Raw genomic sequence first — 20,543 nt, 5'->3', positions numbered from 1 at the left:
GGCCGGTCGTTCCATGGACCCTCGCGTCCCACCAACAAGGAGAACGTTGAATGCGTCGTTTTGCCCTGATCGCCGCCACCGCGCTGCTCGCCCTGGCCAGTACCGCCCAGGCCCGCGAAACCCGCGTGGAGCAGTCGCTGCATGAGCTGGTCAATTCCGCCGAAGCCCGCAACGTCGGGATCGACGGCAGCGTGAAGTTCTACCTGGCCGGCGAAAAGCCCAGCGTCGTCGAGCGCCTGGGCGAGGACGTGACCAACAAGAAGACCAACGCCGCCAACAAGAGCGATGCCGACGCCTGCCGCTGGGTGGCGCTGTCGGCGCTGCGCGCGCTGCAGGATGGGGCCAGGTCGCGCGGCGCCAATGCGGTGGTCGACATCGTCAGCTACTACAAGAAGAACGAATTCAAGAGCAGCACCAACTACGAATGCTACGCGGGCGCCATTCTGGCCGGCGTGGCGCTGAAGGGCACTTACGCCAAGGTGAAGTGAGCTCCCGGATCACTGCCCCTGCCGGGGCGGTGGTCCACGCGGCGGCGAACGTGGGCACCCGCCGCATCGCCACAGCGACGCATTCATCACGGCGGCGACGGCAGACTGCAGCGGCGCGCAGCTGAACGACATCACCACATTGATGAACCTGATGCTGTCGCGCGACGGAAAACCGACGGCGGAGAGTGCACGCAGCTTTCACCTGTGCCGGCTTTCCTCCACAATCATTGCCATTCACTACCCTGGGCAACGCCCTGCGGCATGCAAGCCTACGTCTATAAAAGCCAACGCAAGCAGGACAGCTTCGTCTATCTCGCCGTTCGTGATGACTTCTCGGTCATTCCGGACGCGGTGAAGGCCTCGCTGGCGCCGTTCCAGTTCGTTCTCGAAGTGGCCCTGACTCCCGACCGTCGCCTTGCCCAGGTCGATGCCGCACAAGTGCGCCAGAACCTGACCGAGCGTGGATTCCACCTGCAACTGCCGCCGCCCCCGTTGGCGCCGGTCCGGTTCCCGCGACGCAATGATTGAATCCCAACGCCCCCGCGCTGTTGCCGCCGCTGCCGCCCTCGGTGTGCTGCTGGCCTTGGCCGCGGCCGTCGGCGGCGTGCCCGGCGCCGTGTGCGCCGCACTGGCGCAGCCGGCGTTCGCGCTGGCGGTGTCGTGGTGGCGCCGTACCCGCGCGCTGCAGCCGCTGCCGCAGGTGGCTCGCCACGATGCACCGGCCTTGCTGGCGCTGTGGGGCCTGGGCCCGCTGCTGCTGACCCTGCTGGTGGCCTGGCCGCTGAGTGCGCTGCACGACAGCGGCAGCCTGGCCGCCGTGCTCGGCCTCAGTGTGGCGGTCAGCGCCGCGCTGCTGGGGGTGTGGCGGACCTGGCCGTTGTGGAATGACGTGGAACGCAGCGACGGCAGCCTTGCCCGTCATTGGCAGACGCTGGCCGGGCGCGACCTGACCGCCTGGCGTGGCCTGGCCGTGGCTGCGCTGGTGGTGCTGGTGTGCGCACTGGTGGTGCTGCCGGCGTGGCCGGGCCTGGTTTCGGACGCGCTGCACTGGCCGATCGCCGGGGCGGTGGTCGTGCTGTCGCCGTTGGCGCACCTGCTGCTGCAGACGATCGCGCCGGCCACCGCACTGGGCGTTCCCCTGCCGGTCGAGGCACGCGCCGACCGCGATGACCCATTCGCCGATCACCACGCAGAGCCAACGCCGCTGGAATCGATCGGCCTGCACGAGCAACAGCCGGCGCTGTACGACGCTGCGCGCAGCGGCCGGGTCGACCGCGCCCTGCAGCTGCTGCAGGCGGGTGCCGACCCGCACGGCCTGCCCGATCCGGCCTGGCGCGACCAGCGCAGCCTGGCCGTGCTGGCCGCGGTGCTGCCCGACCTGCGCCTGCTGCGTGAGCTGATCGCGCGCGGCGTGGGCGTCAATGCCCCGCACCGTGGCATGACTCCGCTGCTGGCCGCTACCCGCGACAGTTGGCACGGCCGCCCCGAGGCGGTGATGACCCTGCTTGCCAACGGCGCCGACCCGCGCGCGGTGGACAGCGAGGGCAACACGCCGCTGCATCACGCGGCGCGCAGTTCCGATCCCGGTGTCGCCGCGCTGCTGCGCGATGCCGCCGCCGAAGTGGATGCGCTCAACGACGACGGCTGGTCGCCACTGGCCGTGGCCTGCCAGGTCGGCAACTGGCGCTTGGCCAAATTCCTGCTCGAGCGCGGGGCCAAGACCGAGCCGGCCGAGGGCACGCCCGTGCTGCTGGCCGCCGCCGGTACCGAAGAAGACGATCCGGCCGGTGTGCAGCTGCTGCTCAAGCACAAGGCCCGCGCCGACGCGCGCGACCGCCAGCGCCGCAGTGCGCTGCACGAAGCCGCGCTGGCCGGTCATGTCGACATCATCGATGTGCTGCTTGCTGCCGGCGCCAACCTGGAAGCGCGCGATGCACTGGCGCGCACGCCATGGCTGGAGGCCGCCCGTGGCGGCCGTGCCGGCGTGGTCGAACACCTGCTGCCGCACCACCCCGACCTCAATGCGGTGGATGGCGAAGGCCGCAACGCCGTGCTGTTGGCCTGCATGGCCGACAACGTGTCGCCGCTGCTGGTGCGCCGCCTGCGCGACCTGGGCATCGCCGCCGACGTGGCCGACCCGCAGGGCCGCCGTGCGGTGGACATCGCCGCGGGCGCCGGGCGCTGGGCGATCGTCTCGCTGCTGGATCCGTCCTATCCGCTGCCGTCCGCGGTCAGCGATGGCCTGGTGATGTCCGGCGACAGCGATGCGGCCTCGCCATCGCTGCCGGACCGCCCGCCACTGGAGCTGCTGCGTGAAGCGCTGAGTTTCGGCAATGTCGACGGCATGGCCGCGCTGGCCCGCCTGTGCGCGCCGGAGGAACTCGGTGCGCTGCTGCACGATGCCGAACTGGCGCTGGATCCGCAGGCACTGGATTGGCTGCTCGCGCACGGCGCGGCCCCGGAAGTACTCGATGCCTGCGGGGATACCCCGATGTTCGCGCTGCTGGCGCGTGGCATTGATGCGGTGCCGGCCCTGCAGGTGCTGCTGCGCCGCGGCCTGTCCCCGGCCGGTCGCGGTGGTCTCGCACGGCTGCTGAGCGCCTGCGCGCAGCACGACCACGCCTCGCGCGGGCTGGAACAGCTCGCGCTGGAACTGTTGGAACGCGGCGCCGATCCGTTCGCGCCGTCGCCGGCCGGCGATCCACCGCTGTCGCTGGCCGTGCGCCTGGGCTGGCTGCGCCTGCAGCAGGCCCTGCTGACGCTGGGCGTGGATCGCGAAGCACGCGACAGCCATGGCATGACCGCCCTGCATCTGGCCACCGCGCTCGCGCGCGAAGGCTCGATCAAGCTGCTGGTGCAGCAGGGCGCCTCACCCGAAGCCCGCGCCGCCGACGGCCAGACGCCCCTGGGCGTGGCGCTGTCGATCGGCCGCCGCGATCTCGCCGACTGGCTGGACTGGCGCGTCTGGCCGTTGCCGCGCCGCGCGCTGCGCGACGGCGACCTGCCGGCCGCCGCGATGGCCGGTGATGCCGATGCCGTGCGCCGCCTGATCGATCTCGGCTTCGGGGTCGATGTGGTCGACGCCCAGGGCTGCACCGCGCTGCTGCGCGCCGCCGGTGGCGGTCACCTGGGCGTGGTGGATCTGCTGCTCACCCGCGGCGCGAATCCGCAGCACGCCGCGGCCAGTGGTGCGACGCCGCTGTCGGCGGCGGTCAGCATGCGTCAGATCGATATCGTCTCGGCCCTGCTCGATGCCGGGGCCGAACTGGAATACCGCCTGCCGGGCGGCGTCACCGTACTGATGCTGGCCTCGGCGCTGGGCCTGCCGGATATCGTTTCGCGCCTGCTCACCGCCGGTGCCAACGTACACGCCGGCGATGCCCAGCAACTGGGCCCGCTGCACTGCGCCGCGCTGTATGGCTTCAGTGCGCGCGACCGCTCACGGCTGCTCGCCCTGCTCGACACGCTGCTGCTGGCCGGTGCCGAACCGGACCAGGCCGCGGCCGGCTCGGTCACGCCATTGCTGCTGCTGCTCGGCGCACGCGCCGAACCGGGGACCGCCTGCGACGAGCAGATCGTGCTCGCGGCGGTGGAGCGCCTGCTCGACGAAGAGGTTTCGCTGGACGTGCGCGATCCGCGTGGCTTCGGTCCGCTGCATCTGGCCGCCCTGCACGGGCTGCCGCTGCTGGTGCAGCGCCTGCTGCGTGCCGGCGCCGACCCGGATGTGCGCGATGCGCTCAACCGCAGCCCGCGCGAGATCGCGGTGATGCGCGGCTTCATCGACGTCGCGGGCGAGTTCGAACCGCTGGTGCCGGGCGTGTCCTCGATGGCCCGGTTCCTGCGCGACAACGGCTGACGCCGCGGCTGATAGTGCCGGCCGCTGGCCGGCCGCGCATCCTCGATGCACCAAGCGGTGCATCCGCAGGTTCATCAACGCGGCGGATCGCCGTCCGCCCCCTTCCCATCACTCTCCGCATCCGCCTCGAACAGATGCATCAGGTCCGCACGCGCATCGCGCGAGGTCTGGATCACCGCCGCTTCGTCGTCATAGACCAGGTACTGATCGCGCAGCAGTTTTTCGTCATGCTCGCGAAAGCGCTGCACATGGTTGCGTGCGGTCTCCACCGACATCCCCAGCGCGATCAGCATCCGTTCGCTCAGCTCCAGGCTGGTGCCGAACACCTCGCGGAACGGCTCGGCGGACATGTCCATCAGCCGCCACGCATGCTGGCGGTTGCGCGCGCGCACCAGCACCACCGCGTCCGGATACATGCGCCGGATCAGCCGCGTGGCGCGCATGTTGGCGTCCGGATCATCCAGGGTGACCACATACACGCGGATGTGCTCGCCGCCTGCGGCACGCAGCATTTCCGGCCGGGTCGGGTCGCCGTAATAGAGCTTGTTGCCGAACCGGCGCAGGTCCGAAACGGTATCCGGGTTCGATTCCAGCGCCACGAACGGGATCTTCTGCGCGGTCAGCAGGCGCGCCACCACCTGGCCGAAGCGGCCCATGCCGGCGATCATCACCTGCGGCTGCACATCGCCGATGTCGACCTTGTCGGCAGGCGTGGGCGCGGCCTTGGGGCCGTCATCGCGGCCGAGCAGCCGGATCAGGCCGATCATCAGCAGCGGCGTGATCGCCATCGAGAGGCCGACGATCGCCACCAGCCGATCATGATTGGCATCGCCGAGCAGGTGCACCCGTTGCGCTTCGTTGAACACCACGAAGGCGAACTCGCCGCCCAGCCATAACACGCTGCCCAACAGCACCGCGTGGCGGGTCCGCAGCTTGGCCAGTTTGCCGATGCCAAACAGCAGGCCGAACTTCACCACCAGCAGGATGGCCACGCCGGCGGCGATCGTCATCGGCTCGGCGGTGATGCGGTCCAGGTCGATGCCCATGCCGACCGCGATGAAGAACAGGCCGAGCAGCAGCCCCTTGAAGGGCTCGATCTGCGATTCCAGCTCGTGCCGGAATTCCGAATCGGACAGCAGCACACCGGCCAGGAAGGCGCCCAGGCTCGGGCTCAACCCCGCTTCCTGCATGAACCAGGCGGTGCCCAGCACCACCAGCAGTGCGGTGGCGGTGAACACTTCCGGGCTGCGCGTCCGCGCGATGATGTTGAACAGCCGGCGCAGCACCGGCCGCCCGCACAGGATCACCACGGCCAGCGCGCCGAGGGCGATCGCCACGTCATTCCACTGCAGGGTGTCGTTGCGCGCGCCGCCCAGCAGCGGAATCGCCGCCAGCAGCGGGATCGCGATCAGGTCCTGGAACAGCAGGATGGCAAAGCCCAGCCGGCCGTAATCGCTGTTGATCGCCTTGTGCTCGGACAACAACTGCAGGCCGACCGCAGTGGAGGACAGCGCCAGCGCAATGCCGACGATCAACGCGCTCTTCCATTGGAAGTGATCGAGCATCAGCAGACTGCCGAGCACCAGGGCACTCAGCGCGACCTGCAGCGCGCCGGCACCGAACACCGAGCGGCGCATCACCTTCAGCCGGGCGGGGGACAGCTCCAGCCCGATCACGAACAGCAGCATCACCACGCCGATTTCCGCAGCGCTGAGGATGCGGTCGGCATCCTGCACGAAGCCCAGGCCATCCGGGCCGAGCACCACGCCGGCGGCCAGATAGCCGAGCACCGCGCCAAGGCCGAGCTTCTTGAACACCGGCACGGCGATCACCGCGGCCAGCAGCAGCACCAGGGCCAGCTCGAGCGCGCCGCTATGCATGGGGGAACCTGCTCATGGGATCGTGTGCCGTGCGGGTGGAGAGCCTCCCCGGCAGCCGGGGCCTGCGGCCGGAGCCACGCGCCATTATGCGGCCGCGATGCGGGCCGAAGGCCACTATTACCCGAACGGCGCGCCGCTCAAGGGTTGACCTGCGTCACACCCGGGTCCAGACTGCCCGCCGCTGCTGGCGTCCGCCGTCGGCAGTAAACCCTTCCGGAGTCCCCAACCCATGTCCAGCGACAGTAGAAGTCGACCTTGCTCGACGCCAGCGATGGCTACCGCCTGACACGGGTCGGTTCGCCAGCGTTGGCGTCGCGCAATGCGATACCCACAGGCGAATACGATGAACCAGAAAGACCTGCTGCGCCCGGTGGCCGATGCCGCCTCCTTGAGCGCACCCCTCGATAATTTCAACACCGCCGATGCGGTGGAATTCCTCAACACGCTGAGCCTGTCGCGCGCCGCCGACACGCTGGCCGCGTTGCCGTTGCCGCGCGCGGTGAAGATGCTCGAGCAGCCCGAGCTCAACCGCGGTGGCGACCTGGTGGCGGCCATGCCGGTGGCCCGCGCTGCGGCCCTGCTCGGGCTGATGGCCGATGACCGTGCGACTGATATCGTCCACGAGCTGGATGAGGACGAGCGCGCGCGCCTGATTCCGCTGCTCAGCCCCGAGGCCCGCAAGGCGATCCAGCAGCTGCTGAGTTACCCGGCCCACACCGCCGGCGCGCTGATGACCACCGAGTTCGTCAGCGTGCCCTCGGACTGGACGGTGGGCCGCACCCTGCAGCACATCCGCGAGGTCGAGCGCACCCGCGAGACGGTCTACGCGATCTACGTTCTGGACCCGCACACGCGTGCGCTGGTGCAGGTCGTCACCATGCGCCGGCTGATCACCGGGCTGCCCGAGGAGCCCATCCTCGACGTCGCCCAGGTCAACCCGCCGGTGACGGTGGATGTGCAGCTCGACCAGGAAGAAGTGGCGCAGCTGATCCGCCGCCACGACCTGCTCGCGATCCCGGTGGTGGACGCGCAGCGCCATGTGCTCGGCATCGTCACCGTGGATGACATCCTCGATGCGCTGATCGAAGAATCCACCGAGGACGTGCACAAGTTCGGCGGCATGGAAGCGCTGGAAAAGCCGTACATGCAGATCGGCTTCTTCGAGATGCTGCGCAAGCGCGCCGGCTGGCTGAGCGTGCTGTTCCTCGGGGAGATGCTGACCGCCAGCGCGATGCAGCACTACGAAGACGAGCTGGCACGTGCGGTGGTGCTGACGCTGTTCATCCCGCTGATCATGAGCTCGGGCGGCAACTCCGGCTCGCAGGCGACTTCGCTGCTGATCCGCAGCCTGGCCCTGCGCGAACTGCGCCTGCGCGACTGGTGGAAGGTGGCGCTGCGCGAGGTGCCGACCGGCATCACCCTGGGCGCCATCCTGGGCGTGCTGGCGATCATCCGCATCGTGTCCTGGCAGCTGCTGGGCCTGCACGACTACGGCGAGCACTGGCAGCTGCTGGCACTGACCATCGGCGCGGCCCTGGTCGGCATTGTCACGTTCGGCTCGCTGTCCGGCTCGATGCTGCCCTTCATCCTCAAGCGGCTGGGCTTCGACCCGGCCAGCGCCTCGGCCCCGTTCGTGGCCACGCTGGTGGACGTCACCGGCCTGGTCATCTACTTCAGCATCGCCGCGATGATCCTGCGCGGCACCCTCCTTTAACAGGGACGGAGGTCGTTAATAACAGGGACGGGGGTGATTATTAATCACCCCCGTCCCTGTTACTGTCTGGTCGCATGAGTACCTACCACCTGCAAGCCGTCTTCCGCCCGCAGTCGGTCGCCGTGATCGGCGGCAGCCCGCGTGAACGCTCCGCCGGCCGGGCGGTGATGCGCAACCTGCGCGGCACCGGTTTCCCCGGCAAGGTGGCCTGGATCAACCCGCGTTACAGCGAGATCGACGGCATCCGCACCGTGAAGCGGCTCAAGGACCTGGACTGGGTGCCGGAACTGGTGGTGATCACCGCCCCGGCCAGCATCGTGCCGCAGGTGGTGGCCACGGCCGCCGAGCGCGGGGTCAGCGCGGCGATCATCCTCACCGCCAACCTGGGCGAGGGCCCGGGCTCGCTGGCCGCGCAGGTGGAGGCGGCCGCACGGCCCAAGGGCCTGCGCATTCTCGGCCCGCACTGCCTGGGCGTGATCGCCCCGCATGCGCGCTTGAACGCCAGTATCGCCGCGCACTTCCCGCAGGCCGGCGATCTGGCGCTGATCTCCGAATCCAGCGCGATCGCCGCGGCCCTGGTGGAGTGGGGCGTGGCACGCTCGGTCGGGTTCTCCGCCGTGGTCTCGCTGGGCGACACCCTGGATGTGGACTTCGGCGATCTGCTCGATTACTTCGCCACCGATTACCGCACCCGCGCGATCCTGCTTTACGTCGAGCACATCCGCGATGCGCGCAAGTTCATGTCGGCCGCGCGTGCCGCGGCGCGCGCCAAGCCGGTGGTGGTGGTCAAATCCGGCCGCCACATCCGCATCAACCCGGATGCGGACACGCACGTGCAGGCGCTGGCCAGTGCCGATGCGGTGTATGGGGCGGCGTTCAACCGCGCGGGCCTGCTGCGCGTCAGCGCGCTGGACGAGCTGTTCACCGCCGCCGAAACGCTGGGCCGGCTGGGCACCTTCCCCGGGCGCCGGCTGGCGATCCTGAGCAACGGTGGCGGGGTCGGGCGGCTGGCGGTGGATCAGCTGCTGGCCCTGCGTGGCAGTCTGGCCGAGCTGTCGCCGGCCACCGTCGCCCAGCTCGATGCGGTGCTGCCGCAGGGCTGGTCGCGCAGCAATCCGGTCGACATCGTGGTCGATGCCGACGGCGACCGCTATGCCGCCGCGATCGAAGCGCTGATGTCCGATACCGAGAACGACGCGGTACTGGTGGTCAACGTGCCGACCGCGTTCACCTCCTCGGCCGATGCCGCGCAGGCGCTGACCCGCACGCTCGGCCTGCGCCCGCGCCATCACCGCGACAAGCCGGTGTTCGCGGTGTGGCTGGGCAACGACGACCGCGCCACCGCCACGCTCAATGCCGCGCGCGTGCCGACCTACCCGACCGAAGCCGAGGCGGTCCGCGGCTTCCAGCATCTGGTGCGCTACCGCGACGCGCAGGCCGCGTTGATGGAAACCCCGCCCAGCCTGCCCGAGGATTTCGTGGTCGATACCGCCGGCGCCCGCGCGCTGGTGGAGGCTGCGCTCGCGGCCGGCCAGCAGTGGCTGGACCCGATCGCCACCCACCAGCTGCTCAATGCCTACGGCATTCCGTCCGCGCCGGTGATGCAGGCACGCGATGCCCACGAGGCGATGGACCTGGCCCAGCCGTTGCTGGAGCAGGGCGCCACGGTCGCGATCAAGGTGTTCTCGGCCGACATTCCGCACAAGTCCGATGTGGACGGCGTGCGCTTGAACCTCAGCACCCTGCAGTCGGTGCATGCGGCGGCCACCTCGATCATCGCGCGTGCGCACGAGAAGCGGCCCGATGCGCGCATCGATGGCGTGCTGGTGCAGCCGACCATCGTGCGGCCCAAGGCGCGCGAGTTGATTGCCGGCATCGCCGATGACCCGACCTTCGGCCCGGTGATCGTGTTCGGCCGCGGCGGCACGGCGGTGGAAGTGATCGATGACAAAGCCATCGCCCTGCCACCGCTGGACCTGCGGCTGTCACACGAACTGATCGGACGCACACGCGTCTCGCGCATCCTCAAGGCCTACCGCGATGTTCCGGCCGCCGACGAACGCGCGGTCGCGCTGATCCTGGTCAAGCTCGCCCAGCTCGCCGCCGACATTCCCGAGATCCGCACCCTCGACATCAATCCACTGCTGGCCGACCGTGATGGTGTGATCGCACTGGACGCGCGCGTGGCGATCGAACCCTCGCGCAAGCTGCACAAGGGCCGTGGCCACCCGCGTTTCGCGGTGTTCCCGTATCCGAAGGAGTGGGAACGCACCATTACCCTGTCCGATGGCGCCCCCGCCTTCGTGCGTCCGGTCCGCCCCGAGGACGACGCGCTGTTCCGCGCTTTCTTTGCCCGCGTCACCGATGACGACCTGCGCCTGCGTTTCTTCCAGTCGGTGAAGCATTTCAGCCACGAATTCATCGCGCGCCTGACCCAGCTCGACTACGCGCGCTCCATCGCGCTGGTGGCGATCGACCCGCGCAGCGGCGACATGCTCGGCGCGGTGCGCCTGCACGCCGATGCGGACTACGACCGTGGCGAGTACGGCATCCTGATCCGCTCCGACCTCAAGGGCCATGGTATCGGCTGGCGGCTGATGGCGATCATGATCGAGTACGCGCAGTGGCTCGGGCTGAACATCATCGAAGGCCAGGTGCTGCGCGAAAACAGCACCATGCTCGCGATGTGCCAGAGCCTGGGCTTCAAGACCAAGCTCGACCCGGACGATTCGACGGTGATGGTGGTGACCCTGCCCGTGCAGGACGTGCAGGTGCCGCAGGCACCCGATCCTGCAACGCACTGAGCCGATCGCGGTACGGCGTGGGCACGCGGGCGGGGCGACAATACGGCATGACCGATCGTATCCCCCTGCTGCTGCTCCCCGGCCTGCTCAACGACGCTGAACTCTGGCGTGCGCAGATCGCCGACCTGTCCGATATCGCCGAGTGCATCGTCGGCGACCAGACCCGCGGCGAGACGATGCAGGCGGTGGTCGATGATGTGCTGGCCCAGGCACCGGCGCGTTTCGCCCTGGCTGGTTTCTCGCTGGGCGGCTTCGTGGCGCAGGCGATCCTGCGCACCGCGCCGGAACGGGTGCTGCGGCTGGCCCTGATCGATACCTCGATCCATGCCGACTCGCCCGAGCGTGCCAGGCAACGCCAGACCCAGCGCGCCAGTGTGCGCCTGCCCGGAAAATTCCACGGCTTTGGCGATACGTTGATGCGCAGCTACATCGACGCCTCGCGGCTGGACGATTATGTGCTGGTCCAGCGCGTGCGCGACATGACCGCACGGCTGGGTGCGGAGGTGTTCCTGCGGCAGAGTGCGTTGGACCGCGTGGATGGCCACGACGTGCTGGCCGGGTATCGCGATCCGCTGTTGATCGTGTGCGGTGCGAACGACCGCATCACCCCGCTGGCGATCAGCGAGGAGATGCATGCGCTGGTGCCGCACTCGCGCCTGGTGGTGCTGCCCGACTGTGGGCATCTGGCCCCGATGGAAAAGCCCGACGAGGTCAGCGCGGCGATGCGGGACTGGTTGCTCCGGTAGGTGCCGACCGTTGGTCGGCACGCACCCCACGCCCGACCAACCATCGGGCCCTGCCGATCAATCCCAGGCCGGGGCGATCCCCTCCGGATTGGCCAGGCGATGCCCGCGATCCAGCGTGGCGATCTGCGCCATGTCCTCATCGCTCAAGCGCAGCTCGGCCGCCAGCAGGTTGCCGGCCAGGTTCTCGCGCTTGGTCGAGGACGGAATCACCGCAAAGCCCTGCTGCAATGCCCACGCCAGGGCGACCTGGGCCGGGGTGGCCTGGTGGCGCTCGGCGATGGCCTGGATCACCGGGTCCTTGAGCACTTCGCCGTAGGCCAGGCTCATGTACGCGGTGACATGGATGCCCTGGTCCTTCAGGAACGCGATCAACGCGCGGTTCTGCAGGTACGGGTGGACTTCGATCTGGTTGGTGGCGATCGCGTCGGCGCCCAGGATCTCGATCGCCTGGCGGGTCTGGGCGATGGTGAAGTTGGAGATGCCGATCTGCCGGGTCAGGCCCTGCGACTTGGCCTCGGCCAGGGCACCGAGATACTCGGCCATCGGCACGGCATCCTTCGGCGAGGGCCAATGGATCAGGGTCAGCTCGACATGGTCGGTGCGCAGCTTGCGCAGGCTCTCGCGCAGGCTCTCCAGCAGCGCGTCGTGGTGGAAGTTGGCGATCCAGATCTTGGTGGTCAGGAACAGCTCATCGCGCGCCACGCCGGACTCGGCGATGGCCTGGCCGACCTCGGCTTCGTTCTCGTAGATCTGGGCGGTATCGATGGCGCGGTAGCCGACGTCCAGTGCGTTGCGCACCGAGTCGATCACGGTCTGGCCCTTCAGGCGGAAGGTGCCGAGGCCAAAGGCGGGAATGCTCATGGAAACTCCTTGGTGGGGTGAGGTGCAGGCTACGCCGTGCACCGTAAAGTGACGTAGAGCCGACCGTGGGTCGGCTGTGGTGACGTGAAACGAATCGTTGCTCGGCTGTCAGGTAGAGCCGACCGTTGGTCGGCTGCTGTCACGGGTCCGCGACCGGAATCCCTCAATGCGCACTCACGGCGATGCCTTCGGCGCGGTCGGCCACCCCATCGCGGCGATCCAGGCGGCCGCTCAATGCGGTCAGGCCGAAGGCGCCCATCACCACCAGCGCGCCCAGCCACGGGGTGTGCATCAGGCCGAAGTGATCGACCACCAGGCCACCCAGCGAAGCACCGAGGGCGATGCCGACATTGAACGCGGCGATGTTCAGGCCCGAGGCCACATCGGCGGCCTGCGGGGCGAAACGCTGTGCCTGCTTGACCACGTACACCTGCAGGCCCGGCACGTTGCCGAACGCCACCGCACCCAGCGCCAGCACGGTCAGCAGCACCAGCCAGGTGTTGTAGGCGGTGAAGGTGAGCACGAACAGCACGGCGGCCAGCAGCGCGAAGATCAGCTTCAGTGCCGGGATCGGGCCGCGGCGGTCGGCCAGGCGGCCGCCCCACAGATTGCCGATCGCCACCGACACGCCATAGACCAGCAGCACGCCACTGACCGCATTGGCCGAGAAACCGGTGACGTCCTGCAGGATCGAGGCCAGGTAGGTGAAGGACAGGAAGGTGCCGCCGTAACCGAGCGCGGTGATCGCATACACCAGCAGCAGGCGCGGCTGCGCCAGCACGGAGAGCTGCTGGCCGAAGGTGGCCGGCTCGCTGCGCTGCAGGTTGCGCGGCACGAACAGCAGGCTGCCGATCAGCGCGATCACGCCGAGCGCGGCGACCGCAAGGAAGGTGGCGCGCCAGCCCAGATGCTGGCCGATGAAGGTGCCCAGCGGCACGCCCGTGACCAGGGCCACGGTCAGGCCGGTGAACATGATCGCGATCGCGCTGGCCGCCTTCTCCTTGGGCACCACCGAGGTGGCGATGATCGAGCCGATCGAGAAGAACACGCCGTGCGCCAGGCCGGTCAGGACGCGCGCCACGATCAGCGAGCCGTAGCCCGGTGCCATCCAGGCGATCACGTTGCCGAGGGTGAACAGCAGCATCAGCGCCACCAGCAGGGTCTTGCGCGGCACCCGGCCGGTCAGCGCGGTGAGCACCGGCGCACCGACCGCCACGCCCAGCGCGTACAGCGATACCAGCAGGCCGGCCGAGGGCAGGGTGACGCCGAGGTCGGCGGCGATGGTCGGGATGAGGCCGACGATGACGAATTCAGTCGTGCCGATGGCGTACGCACCCAGCGTCAGCGCCAACAAGGCCAAGGGGATACCACGGGACATGGACGGATACCGGTGGGGAGTAAGGCTGCGCAGTCTGCGCGCCGCACTCTTGCGGAAAAAGCGGTCTTCACGCCAATCACTGTTGCCCCATGGTCAATAATGGGGCCCCTCCGCCGTGCCGCCGCCATGAAAACCACCCTCGATGAGATGCAGGCCTTCATCGCCGTGATCGACAGCGGCTCGATCACCGCCGCCGCCGAACAGCTGGGCCAGACCACCTCCGGCGTCAGCCGCGCGCTGGGCCGGCTGGAAGAAAAACTCGGCACCACGCTGCTGACGCGCACCACCCGCCGCCTGCAGCTGACCGAAGAGGGCGATGCCTTCCTGGCCCAGGCCCGCGCGATCGTCGCCTCGGTGGAGGCGGCCGAAGAGCAGATCGCCGCACGCCGCGAGCGCCCGGCCGGACGCCTGCGCGTGGACGCGGCGATGCCGTTCGTCCTGCACGTGATCGCCCCGCTGGTGGCAAGCTACCGCGCGCGCTATCCCGAGGTGGCGCTGGAACTCAACAGCAGCGAGCGCTACATCGATCTGCTGGAGCGGCGCACCGATGTGGCGATCCGGATCGGGCCGTTGGCCGATTCCACCCTGCACGCGCGGCCGCTGGCCCACAGCCGCCTGCGCGTGATGGCCAGCCCGGCGTATCTGGCGCAGCACGGCACCCCGCGTGATGTGGCGGCGCTGGCCGAGCACACCCTGCTGGGCTTCAACGAGCCCGATTCGCTCAATCACTGGCCGCTGCCCGGCGCCACCGACGCGCTGCTGCACGTCCGTCCGGCGGTGGCGGTCTCCAGCGGTGAAACCCTGCGCCGGCTCGCGCTGGAAGGAGTCGGCATCGTCAGCCTGTCCGACTTCATGACCCACCGCGACCGCGAAGCCGGCGCGCTGGTGCAGGTGCTGCCGGATATCACCGTGGAGGTCCGCCAGCCGATCCACGCCGTGTACTACCGCAACACGGCGGTCTCGGCGCGGATCAGCTCGTTCCTCGATCACCTGGCCGAGGCCATGGTCGGCACGCCCTACGTCCGGTAGTGCCGGCCAGCGGCCGGCACCATGCGTGGATCACGCAGCGCGAGCCCATCCGCGCATCGCACTGTGCCCGGCGTCCAGCACGAACACATCCACCGCGGCATTCAAGGCCACGGCCTGCGCTTCCATGCTGCGTGCCGCCGCCGAGGCTTCCTCCACCAAGGCCGCGTTCTGCTGCGTGGTCTCATCCATCTGCACCACGGTCTGGTTGACCTGCTCGATCCCGGCCGACTGTTCCTGCGACGCGGCAGCGATGTCGGCCATGATGTCGGTGACGCGCTGCACGCTGCCGACGATCTCGCCCATGGTCTGGCCGGCCTGGCGCACCAGCGCTGCACCGCTGTCGACATCGGTGACGGACTGATCGATCAGCGCCTTGATCTCCTTGGCCGCACCGGCCGAGCGCTGCGCCAGCGTGCGCACTTCGCTGGCGACCACGGCAAACCCACGGCCCTGTTCGCCGGCACGCGCCGCTTCCACCGCGGCATTCAGCGCAAGAATGTTGGTCTGGAACGCGATGCCGTCGATGACGCTGATGATCTCCGCGATCTGACGCGACGAGGCCTGGATCGCCCCCATCGTGGTGACTACCTGGCCGACCACTTCGCCGCCCTGCGAGGCGACCGAGGCGGCGCTGATCGAGAGCTGGTTGGCCTGGCGCGCATGCTCGGCATTCTGGCGCACGGTGGAGGTCAGTTCCTCCATCGAGGCGGCGGTTTCTTCCAGATTGGCCGCCTGCTGTTCGGTACGGCGCGACAGATCGCTGTTGCCCGCGGCGATCTCGCCGGCAGCGGTCTGGATCGACTGCGCGGCCTGCTTGATGTCGCCGACGATGGTGGTCAGCTGACCGGTGGTGCGCGCCATGTCATCGCGCATGCGCGCGAACACGCCATGGAAGTCGCCGTGCATGCGCGCGCTGAGATCACCGCCGGCGATCGCCTGCAGCACGCGCGAGACCTCGCCCAGGTCCTGCTCGGTGGTCTGCATCAGGCGGTTGAGGCCGCCGACCATCTCACCGAAGTCATGCTGATAACGCGCTTCATCGCCGCGCTGGCTGAAATCGCCCACGGCGGCTGCTTCGGCCAGCCGCTTGATCTCGGCATTGATCGCACCGAGGTTGGCCTTGGCCGTATCCAGCGCCTGGGTGATCACCGCCTTCTCGCCGGGCAGGCGCTCCATGTCCACCGACAGATCGCCGACCGCGTAATGGCCCATGATCTCGATCGCCCGCAGCTTCACCTGGATGTGGTTGGCGACCAGGGTGTTGGTGTCGCGCACCATCTGCCCATAGCCGCCGGGGAATGCCGTGGCGTCCATGCGGTAGCTGATCTCACCGGCGTCGTGGCGCTGTGCCATGGTCGCCTGCGCGGCCAGCACTTCCTTCAGGGTCTGGGTCACCGCGCGCATCGCGGTGCCGAGGCGACCGATCTCGTCGTGGCTGCGCACCACCACGCCATGCTCCAGATCACCGCGTGCCACCGCGCGTGCCGCCGCTTCCACCGCGACCACCGGGGCGATCACCGCGCGCCGCAGCCACACGGTAAGCGCGACCAGCAGCAGCACCGCCGCCAGCGCCGTGACGATCGCCGAGGCGACCAACGCTTCGCGTGCGCGCTCGGAGGTGGCGTTGGTCTCGTACGCCGCGCGCTCGCTGGCCCGCGCAGCCAATGCATCCAAGGTGGTGCCCACGGCACGGTCGGCCCCGAGCACCAGCGCGTCGCCGGCCCGGGTGTCATAGCCACTGGCCGCGAACGCCTCCAGCGCGCCGCGGTAGCGGGCCTCCAATGCGCGGTGCTCGGCCAGGAACCGGTTGGCCAGCGTGCGTGTCTGTTCGTCGCGGCTGGTCGCCAGCGTGCCGGCCAGGGCTTCAATGCGGCGTCCTTCCGCATTGAACGCGGCCAGGTGGCGTTCGCGCTGGGCGTCATCGGCGCCGCGGATCAGCACGTTTTTCCACTCCTGCACCTGCAGCCGGAACTCGCGCTGCAGCAGCTCGGCCTGCGCCTTGCGGGCGACCTCGACGGGCACCTCGGCCGACAGGTGCCGCCAGGCCGAGCCCAGCCCGGCCAAGGCCGCCAGCACGATGATGACCAGGCCGAGCGACAGCGCGCCCAGCAGTTTGAATTGAAGACTCAGGGCGCGTGGACGCGCCGGTGCGGAGGACGTCATGAGAGATCAAAAGTAAGGAAGGGCGATGCGGTATCGGTCTGCGGCGGACACCCTGAAGTGCGACGCAAATCACGCTTACCGTTCCATTCAATGATGTGAGGGCCGCGTGTAGATGAAATTTGACCGCGCATGGAACGAAACAGGACTGGACACGCAATCAATATGTAACTAATGTAGTTACATGAAATCCAGCAACCAATTCTCCGATGCGCTGCACGTGATGGCCCATCTGGTCGGCCAGGACGGTCCGCGTACCTCCGAGCAGCTCGCCACCTGCCTGCCGACCCATCCCGTGGTGATCCGGCGTCTGCTGTCGGCCCTGAACAAAGGCGGCCTGGTGACCACCGTGCGTGGCCACGGGGGCGGCGCCCAACTCGCCCGGGCGCCGGCGCAGATCACCCTGCACGATGTGTATCTGGCGATCGGCGCGCCCGCCCTGCTGCACACCGGCGCACGCGAGACCGGACGCGGCTGCCCGGTGCAGCGCGTGGTCAGCGAGGCCCTCGACGACAGTTACCGCCAGGCCCAGGCCCTGCTCGAGGCCCGCCTGCGCGACACCACCCTGGCCACGCTGGGCGAGGCATTCGCCCGCCACCTGGCCCACCACGCTGCAGGAGTTCCCCATGACGTTTGATGCGATTGTCGTCGGTGGCAGTTTCGCCGGCCTGTCCGCTGCCCTGATCCTGGCCCGTGCGCGCCGCGAGATCCTGGTGATCGACAGCGGCCTGCCGCGCAACCGGTTCGCCGCGCATTCCCAGGGCGTCCTCGGCCAGGACGGCATCGCCGGCGCCGAGCTGCTGCGCAACGCCAAGGCGCAGCTGCTGGACTACCCGACGGTGCGCTGGATCAACGACACGGTCAGCACGGCCCAGCCGACCGTGGATGGCTTCGTGGTCGGCACCGCGAACGGGGACACCTGGGCCACCCGCAAGCTGCTGCTGGCGACCGGCATCGCCGATGAACTGCCCGGACTGCCCGGCCTGGCCGAGCGCTGGGGCCACAGCGTGGTGCATTGCCCGTACTGCCATGGCTATGAGATCGGCGGCGGCGCGATCGGCCTGCTGGGCGGGCATGAGAAATCCGCCACGATGGCCGCGTTGCTTGCCGACTGGGGTGAGGTCACCCTGTTCGCGCACGGCATGGCACTGGCCCCCGAGGACCTGGCTGCCCTGCAGCATCGCGGGGTCAGCATCGAGCACGAGGCCGTGGTTGATCTCGACGGCGAGGCACCGGCGCTGAGCGCCGCTGTGCTCGCCGATGGCCGCCGGGTTGAGCTGCGCGCGCTGTTCGTCACCGCGCGCCAGCACATGGCCACACCGCTGGTGGAGCAACTGGGCTGCGTGCTGGAGGACAGCCCGATCGGCGTGCTGGTCCAGGTCGATGCAGGCAAGCAGACCAGCGTGCCGGGCATCTATGCCGCGGGCGATGCAACGCTGGTCGGCAACATCAGCCTGGCCAGTGCTGAAGGTGTGCGCGCCGGCGTCAGCCTTCACCACGCGCTGGTCGCCGAAGACAGCCGGGCCAGCCGATAAGGCGAGCAAGCTTGGGCGGGCCGGAAACCGAACGCCCGCCCCAGACGCACACAGCCGCCCTGCGGCGGCTGTGCGTCACCCCTGCCGGTGGGCTCAGGCCTGTTCGGCGCTGGCCGCATCCAGCTGCTGCACGTCCTGCGCCGACAGCGCGACGTTCGCGGCCGCCAGCACATCCTTCAACTGCTCGACACTGGTGGCGCTGACGATCGGCGCGGTGATGCCCGGGCGCGCGATCAACCACGCGATCGCGATCTGCGACGGGCTCACGCCATGCGTGCTGGCGACATCATCCAACGCGGCAAGGATGCGCAGGCCGCGCGGATTGACGTACTTGTCCACTACGCTCTGGCCGCGCGCGCTGCTCTTGCCCGCATCGGCCGCACTGCGGTATTTGCCGCTGAGGAAGCCACTGGCCAACGAGTAGTAGCTGATCACGCCCAGCTGCGCCTCGCGCACCACCGCTTCCAGCCCGGCTTCGTAGCCGGCACGGTCGTACAGGTTGTACTCCGGCTGCAGCGTTTCATAGCGGGGCAGCTTGTAGTCGGCCGAGACCTTCAAGGCATCGCGCAGGCGCTCGGCGCTGTAGTTGGAGGCACCGATCGCGCGCACCTTGCCCTGTTCGATCAGGCGACCGAAGGCGGCCAGCGTGGACTCCAGCGGCGTGGATTCATCGTCTTCGTGCGCCTGGTACAGATCGATCACGTCGGTCTGCAGGCGGCGCAGCGAGCCCTCCACCGCAGCGGAGATGGTGTCGGCGGACAGGCCGGGGTGTTCAGACCACTTGGCCACCTTGGTCGCCAGCACCACCTTGTCGCGCTTGCCGCTGTGTTTGAACCAGCGGCCCAGGATGGTTTCCGATTCGCCGCCCTGGTTGCCGGGCACCCAGGCGGAATAGACGTCGGCGGTATCGACCAGGTTGAAGCCGGCATCGACGAAGGCATCGAGCAGGGCAAAGGAGGTCTTCTCGTCCGCACTCCAGCCGAAGACGTTGCCGCCGAAGGCGATGGGGGCAACATGGAGGCCGGAACGACCGAGTTCGCGCGTAGCAGTCATGGGTGATGTTCTCCCTGGGAATCGTTTCCACAGCATACGGCCGGGGTGGTGACAGCGTTGCGGCAGCAGGCACAAAACAGTGTTCCGGAATGCTGCGCCGCACTAACGTTTTGTGAACACCTGTGCACGCTTGGCTGCTAGGCTCGCCGCATCCCGCTACCGGAAGCCCCGCCGATGAAAGCCCGTTCGTTGACCTGTGCCTGCCTGTTCACCGTCTCCACCCTGATGCTTGCCGCGCCCGCGATGGCGATCAAGCCCGCCGGACCGAACGCGCAGGTCGCGATCACCCCGGCCGTGCAGAAGGCCGTGCAGGACAGCCGCCGCGATCCGGCCAACGTCAAGCGCGATGCGTACCGCCATCCGGCGCAGACGTTGTCGTTCTTCGGTGTCGCGCCGGGCCAGACCGTCATCGAGATCACCCCGGGCAACGGCTGGTACTCGGAAATCCTCGCACCGCTGCTGCACGACAAGGGCCAGTACGTGGCTGCCGTGGTCGACCCGATGGCCGTGCCGGAAGGGCGTGGCCGCGACTACCAGCAGCGCAGCCGCGACGGTCTGGAAAAGAAATTCGCCGGCGACGCCGCCGTGTTCGGCAAGAGCCGTGTGGTCGCCTATGACCCGAAGGCGCCGGTGTTCGGCCCGGCCAACTCGGCCGATGTGGTGCTGACCTTCCGCAACGTGCACAACTGGCGCAGCAGCGGCCAGGCCGAAGGCATGTTCAAGGGCTTCTTCTCGGTGCTCAAGCCGGGCGGCGTGCTCGGCGTGGTGGAGCATCGTGCCAAGGCCGATGTGCCGGCCGACGACAAGACCGGTTACGTGGGCCAGCAGCAGGTGATCGCGATGGCCAAGGCCGCCGGCTTCGAACTGGCCGGCAGCAGCGAGATCAACACCAACCCGCGCGATACCAAGGATTACCCGAACGGCGTGTGGACGCTGCCGCCGACCAACCAGCATGACGCAGCCGACGAGGCCAAGTACCAGGCGATCGGCGAAAGCGACCGCATGACGCTGCGCTTCGTGAAGCCGGGCAAGTAAGACA

General features: G+C 68.9%; 15 protein-coding genes. 10 read left to right on the top strand and 5 right to left on the bottom strand.

What is annotated here, in order from left to right:
- Positions 1-50 precede the first annotated feature (50 nt).
- From ACTT2I_RS17280 to ACTT2I_RS17270, 3 genes are all read left to right on the top strand, one after another.
- Positions 51-488, top strand: coding sequence for an excinuclease ATPase subunit (locus ACTT2I_RS17280; RefSeq protein WP_293980778.1), 438 nt, complete (start codon positions 51-53; stop codon positions 486-488).
- A 261-nt stretch (positions 489-749) separates the two neighbouring features.
- Entirely contained in the window at positions 750-1,016 is a 267-nt protein-coding gene (locus tag ACTT2I_RS17275) for a YcgL domain-containing protein (protein WP_019185480.1), read from the top strand.
- Positions 1,009-4,344 carry an ankyrin repeat domain-containing protein gene (locus ACTT2I_RS17270; protein WP_421098780.1) on the top strand — a complete coding sequence of 1,112 codons (3,336 nt, stop codon included), beginning with the start codon at positions 1,009-1,011 and terminating at the stop codon, positions 4,342-4,344. Before ACTT2I_RS17275 ends, ACTT2I_RS17270 begins: the two co-directional genes overlap by 8 nt.
- Before the next feature lie 74 nt (positions 4,345-4,418).
- Here the strand turns inward: ACTT2I_RS17270 and ACTT2I_RS17265 are convergent, their stop codons facing one another.
- Positions 4,419-6,224 carry a monovalent cation:proton antiporter-2 (CPA2) family protein gene (locus tag ACTT2I_RS17265; protein ID WP_088433456.1) on the bottom strand — a complete coding sequence of 602 codons (1,806 nt, stop codon included), beginning with the start codon at positions 6,222-6,224 and terminating at the stop codon, positions 4,419-4,421.
- 343 nt (positions 6,225-6,567) lie between these two features.
- On the opposite strand from ACTT2I_RS17265, the gene mgtE reads away from it, so the two are divergent.
- The 3 genes from mgtE (at position 6,568) to ACTT2I_RS17250 (ending at position 11,488) form a co-directional block, all read left to right on the top strand.
- Complete coding sequence (gene mgtE / locus ACTT2I_RS17260) at positions 6,568-7,938, top strand: magnesium transporter (protein WP_088433457.1); 1,371 nt, start codon at positions 6,568-6,570, stop codon at positions 7,936-7,938.
- 74 nt (positions 7,939-8,012) lie between these two features.
- Positions 8,013-10,742, top strand: a complete 2,730-nt coding sequence (locus tag ACTT2I_RS17255; RefSeq protein ID WP_293980772.1) for a bifunctional acetate--CoA ligase family protein/GNAT family N-acetyltransferase — start codon at positions 8,013-8,015, stop codon at positions 10,740-10,742.
- 47 nt (positions 10,743-10,789) lie between these two features.
- The gene (locus ACTT2I_RS17250; RefSeq protein ID WP_421098781.1) at positions 10,790-11,488 is read left to right on the top strand and encodes an alpha/beta fold hydrolase; all 699 of its coding nucleotides are present in this window, start codon (positions 10,790-10,792) and stop codon (positions 11,486-11,488) included.
- Between the two features lie 57 nt (positions 11,489-11,545).
- Here the strand turns inward: ACTT2I_RS17250 and dkgB are convergent, their stop codons facing one another.
- Complete coding sequence (dkgB, locus tag ACTT2I_RS17245; protein ID WP_088433460.1) at positions 11,546-12,349, bottom strand: 2,5-didehydrogluconate reductase DkgB; 804 nt, start codon at positions 12,347-12,349, stop codon at positions 11,546-11,548.
- A 163-nt stretch (positions 12,350-12,512) separates the two neighbouring features.
- Positions 12,513-13,727 (bottom strand): MFS transporter, encoded by a 1,215-nt coding sequence (locus ACTT2I_RS17240; protein ID WP_088433461.1) that lies wholly within the window; start codon positions 13,725-13,727, stop codon positions 12,513-12,515.
- A gap of 126 nt (positions 13,728-13,853) precedes the next feature.
- On the opposite strand from ACTT2I_RS17240, the gene ACTT2I_RS17235 reads away from it, so the two are divergent.
- Complete coding sequence (locus ACTT2I_RS17235) at positions 13,854-14,756, top strand: LysR substrate-binding domain-containing protein (RefSeq protein WP_421098782.1); 903 nt, start codon at positions 13,854-13,856, stop codon at positions 14,754-14,756.
- Positions 14,757-14,786: 30 nt separating this feature from the next.
- Here the strand turns inward: ACTT2I_RS17235 and ACTT2I_RS17230 are convergent, their stop codons facing one another.
- The gene (locus ACTT2I_RS17230; RefSeq protein ID WP_421098783.1) at positions 14,787-16,919 is read right to left on the bottom strand and encodes a methyl-accepting chemotaxis protein; all 2,133 of its coding nucleotides are present in this window, start codon (positions 16,917-16,919) and stop codon (positions 14,787-14,789) included.
- Between the two features lie 181 nt (positions 16,920-17,100).
- Between ACTT2I_RS17230 and ACTT2I_RS17225 the strand changes: the two genes are divergently transcribed.
- Positions 17,101-17,553: an Rrf2 family transcriptional regulator gene (locus ACTT2I_RS17225; protein WP_293980761.1), complete on the top strand. Its 453-nt coding sequence runs from the start codon at positions 17,101-17,103 to the stop codon at positions 17,551-17,553.
- Entirely contained in the window at positions 17,543-18,451 is a 909-nt protein-coding gene (locus tag ACTT2I_RS17220; RefSeq protein ID WP_293980759.1) for an NAD(P)/FAD-dependent oxidoreductase, read from the top strand. Before ACTT2I_RS17225 ends, ACTT2I_RS17220 begins: the two co-directional genes overlap by 11 nt.
- A gap of 93 nt (positions 18,452-18,544) precedes the next feature.
- Here ACTT2I_RS17220 and ACTT2I_RS17215 read toward each other — a convergent pair whose 3' ends face one another.
- A complete protein-coding gene (locus ACTT2I_RS17215; RefSeq protein WP_293980757.1) occupies positions 18,545-19,504 on the bottom strand; it encodes an aldo/keto reductase in 960 nt (319 codons plus the stop codon).
- 174 nt (positions 19,505-19,678) lie between these two features.
- Between ACTT2I_RS17215 and ACTT2I_RS17210 the strand changes: the two genes are divergently transcribed.
- Positions 19,679-20,539, top strand: coding sequence for a class I SAM-dependent methyltransferase (locus ACTT2I_RS17210; RefSeq protein ID WP_088433466.1), 861 nt, complete (start codon positions 19,679-19,681; stop codon positions 20,537-20,539).
- Positions 20,540-20,543 lie beyond the last annotated feature (4 nt).

It is taken from the genome of Stenotrophomonas sp. PUT21, assembly GCF_052232875.1.
GTDB lineage: Bacteria > Pseudomonadota > Gammaproteobacteria > Xanthomonadales > Xanthomonadaceae > Stenotrophomonas > Stenotrophomonas maltophilia_N.
This window is presented reverse-complemented; position numbering and strand designations above follow the sequence as displayed.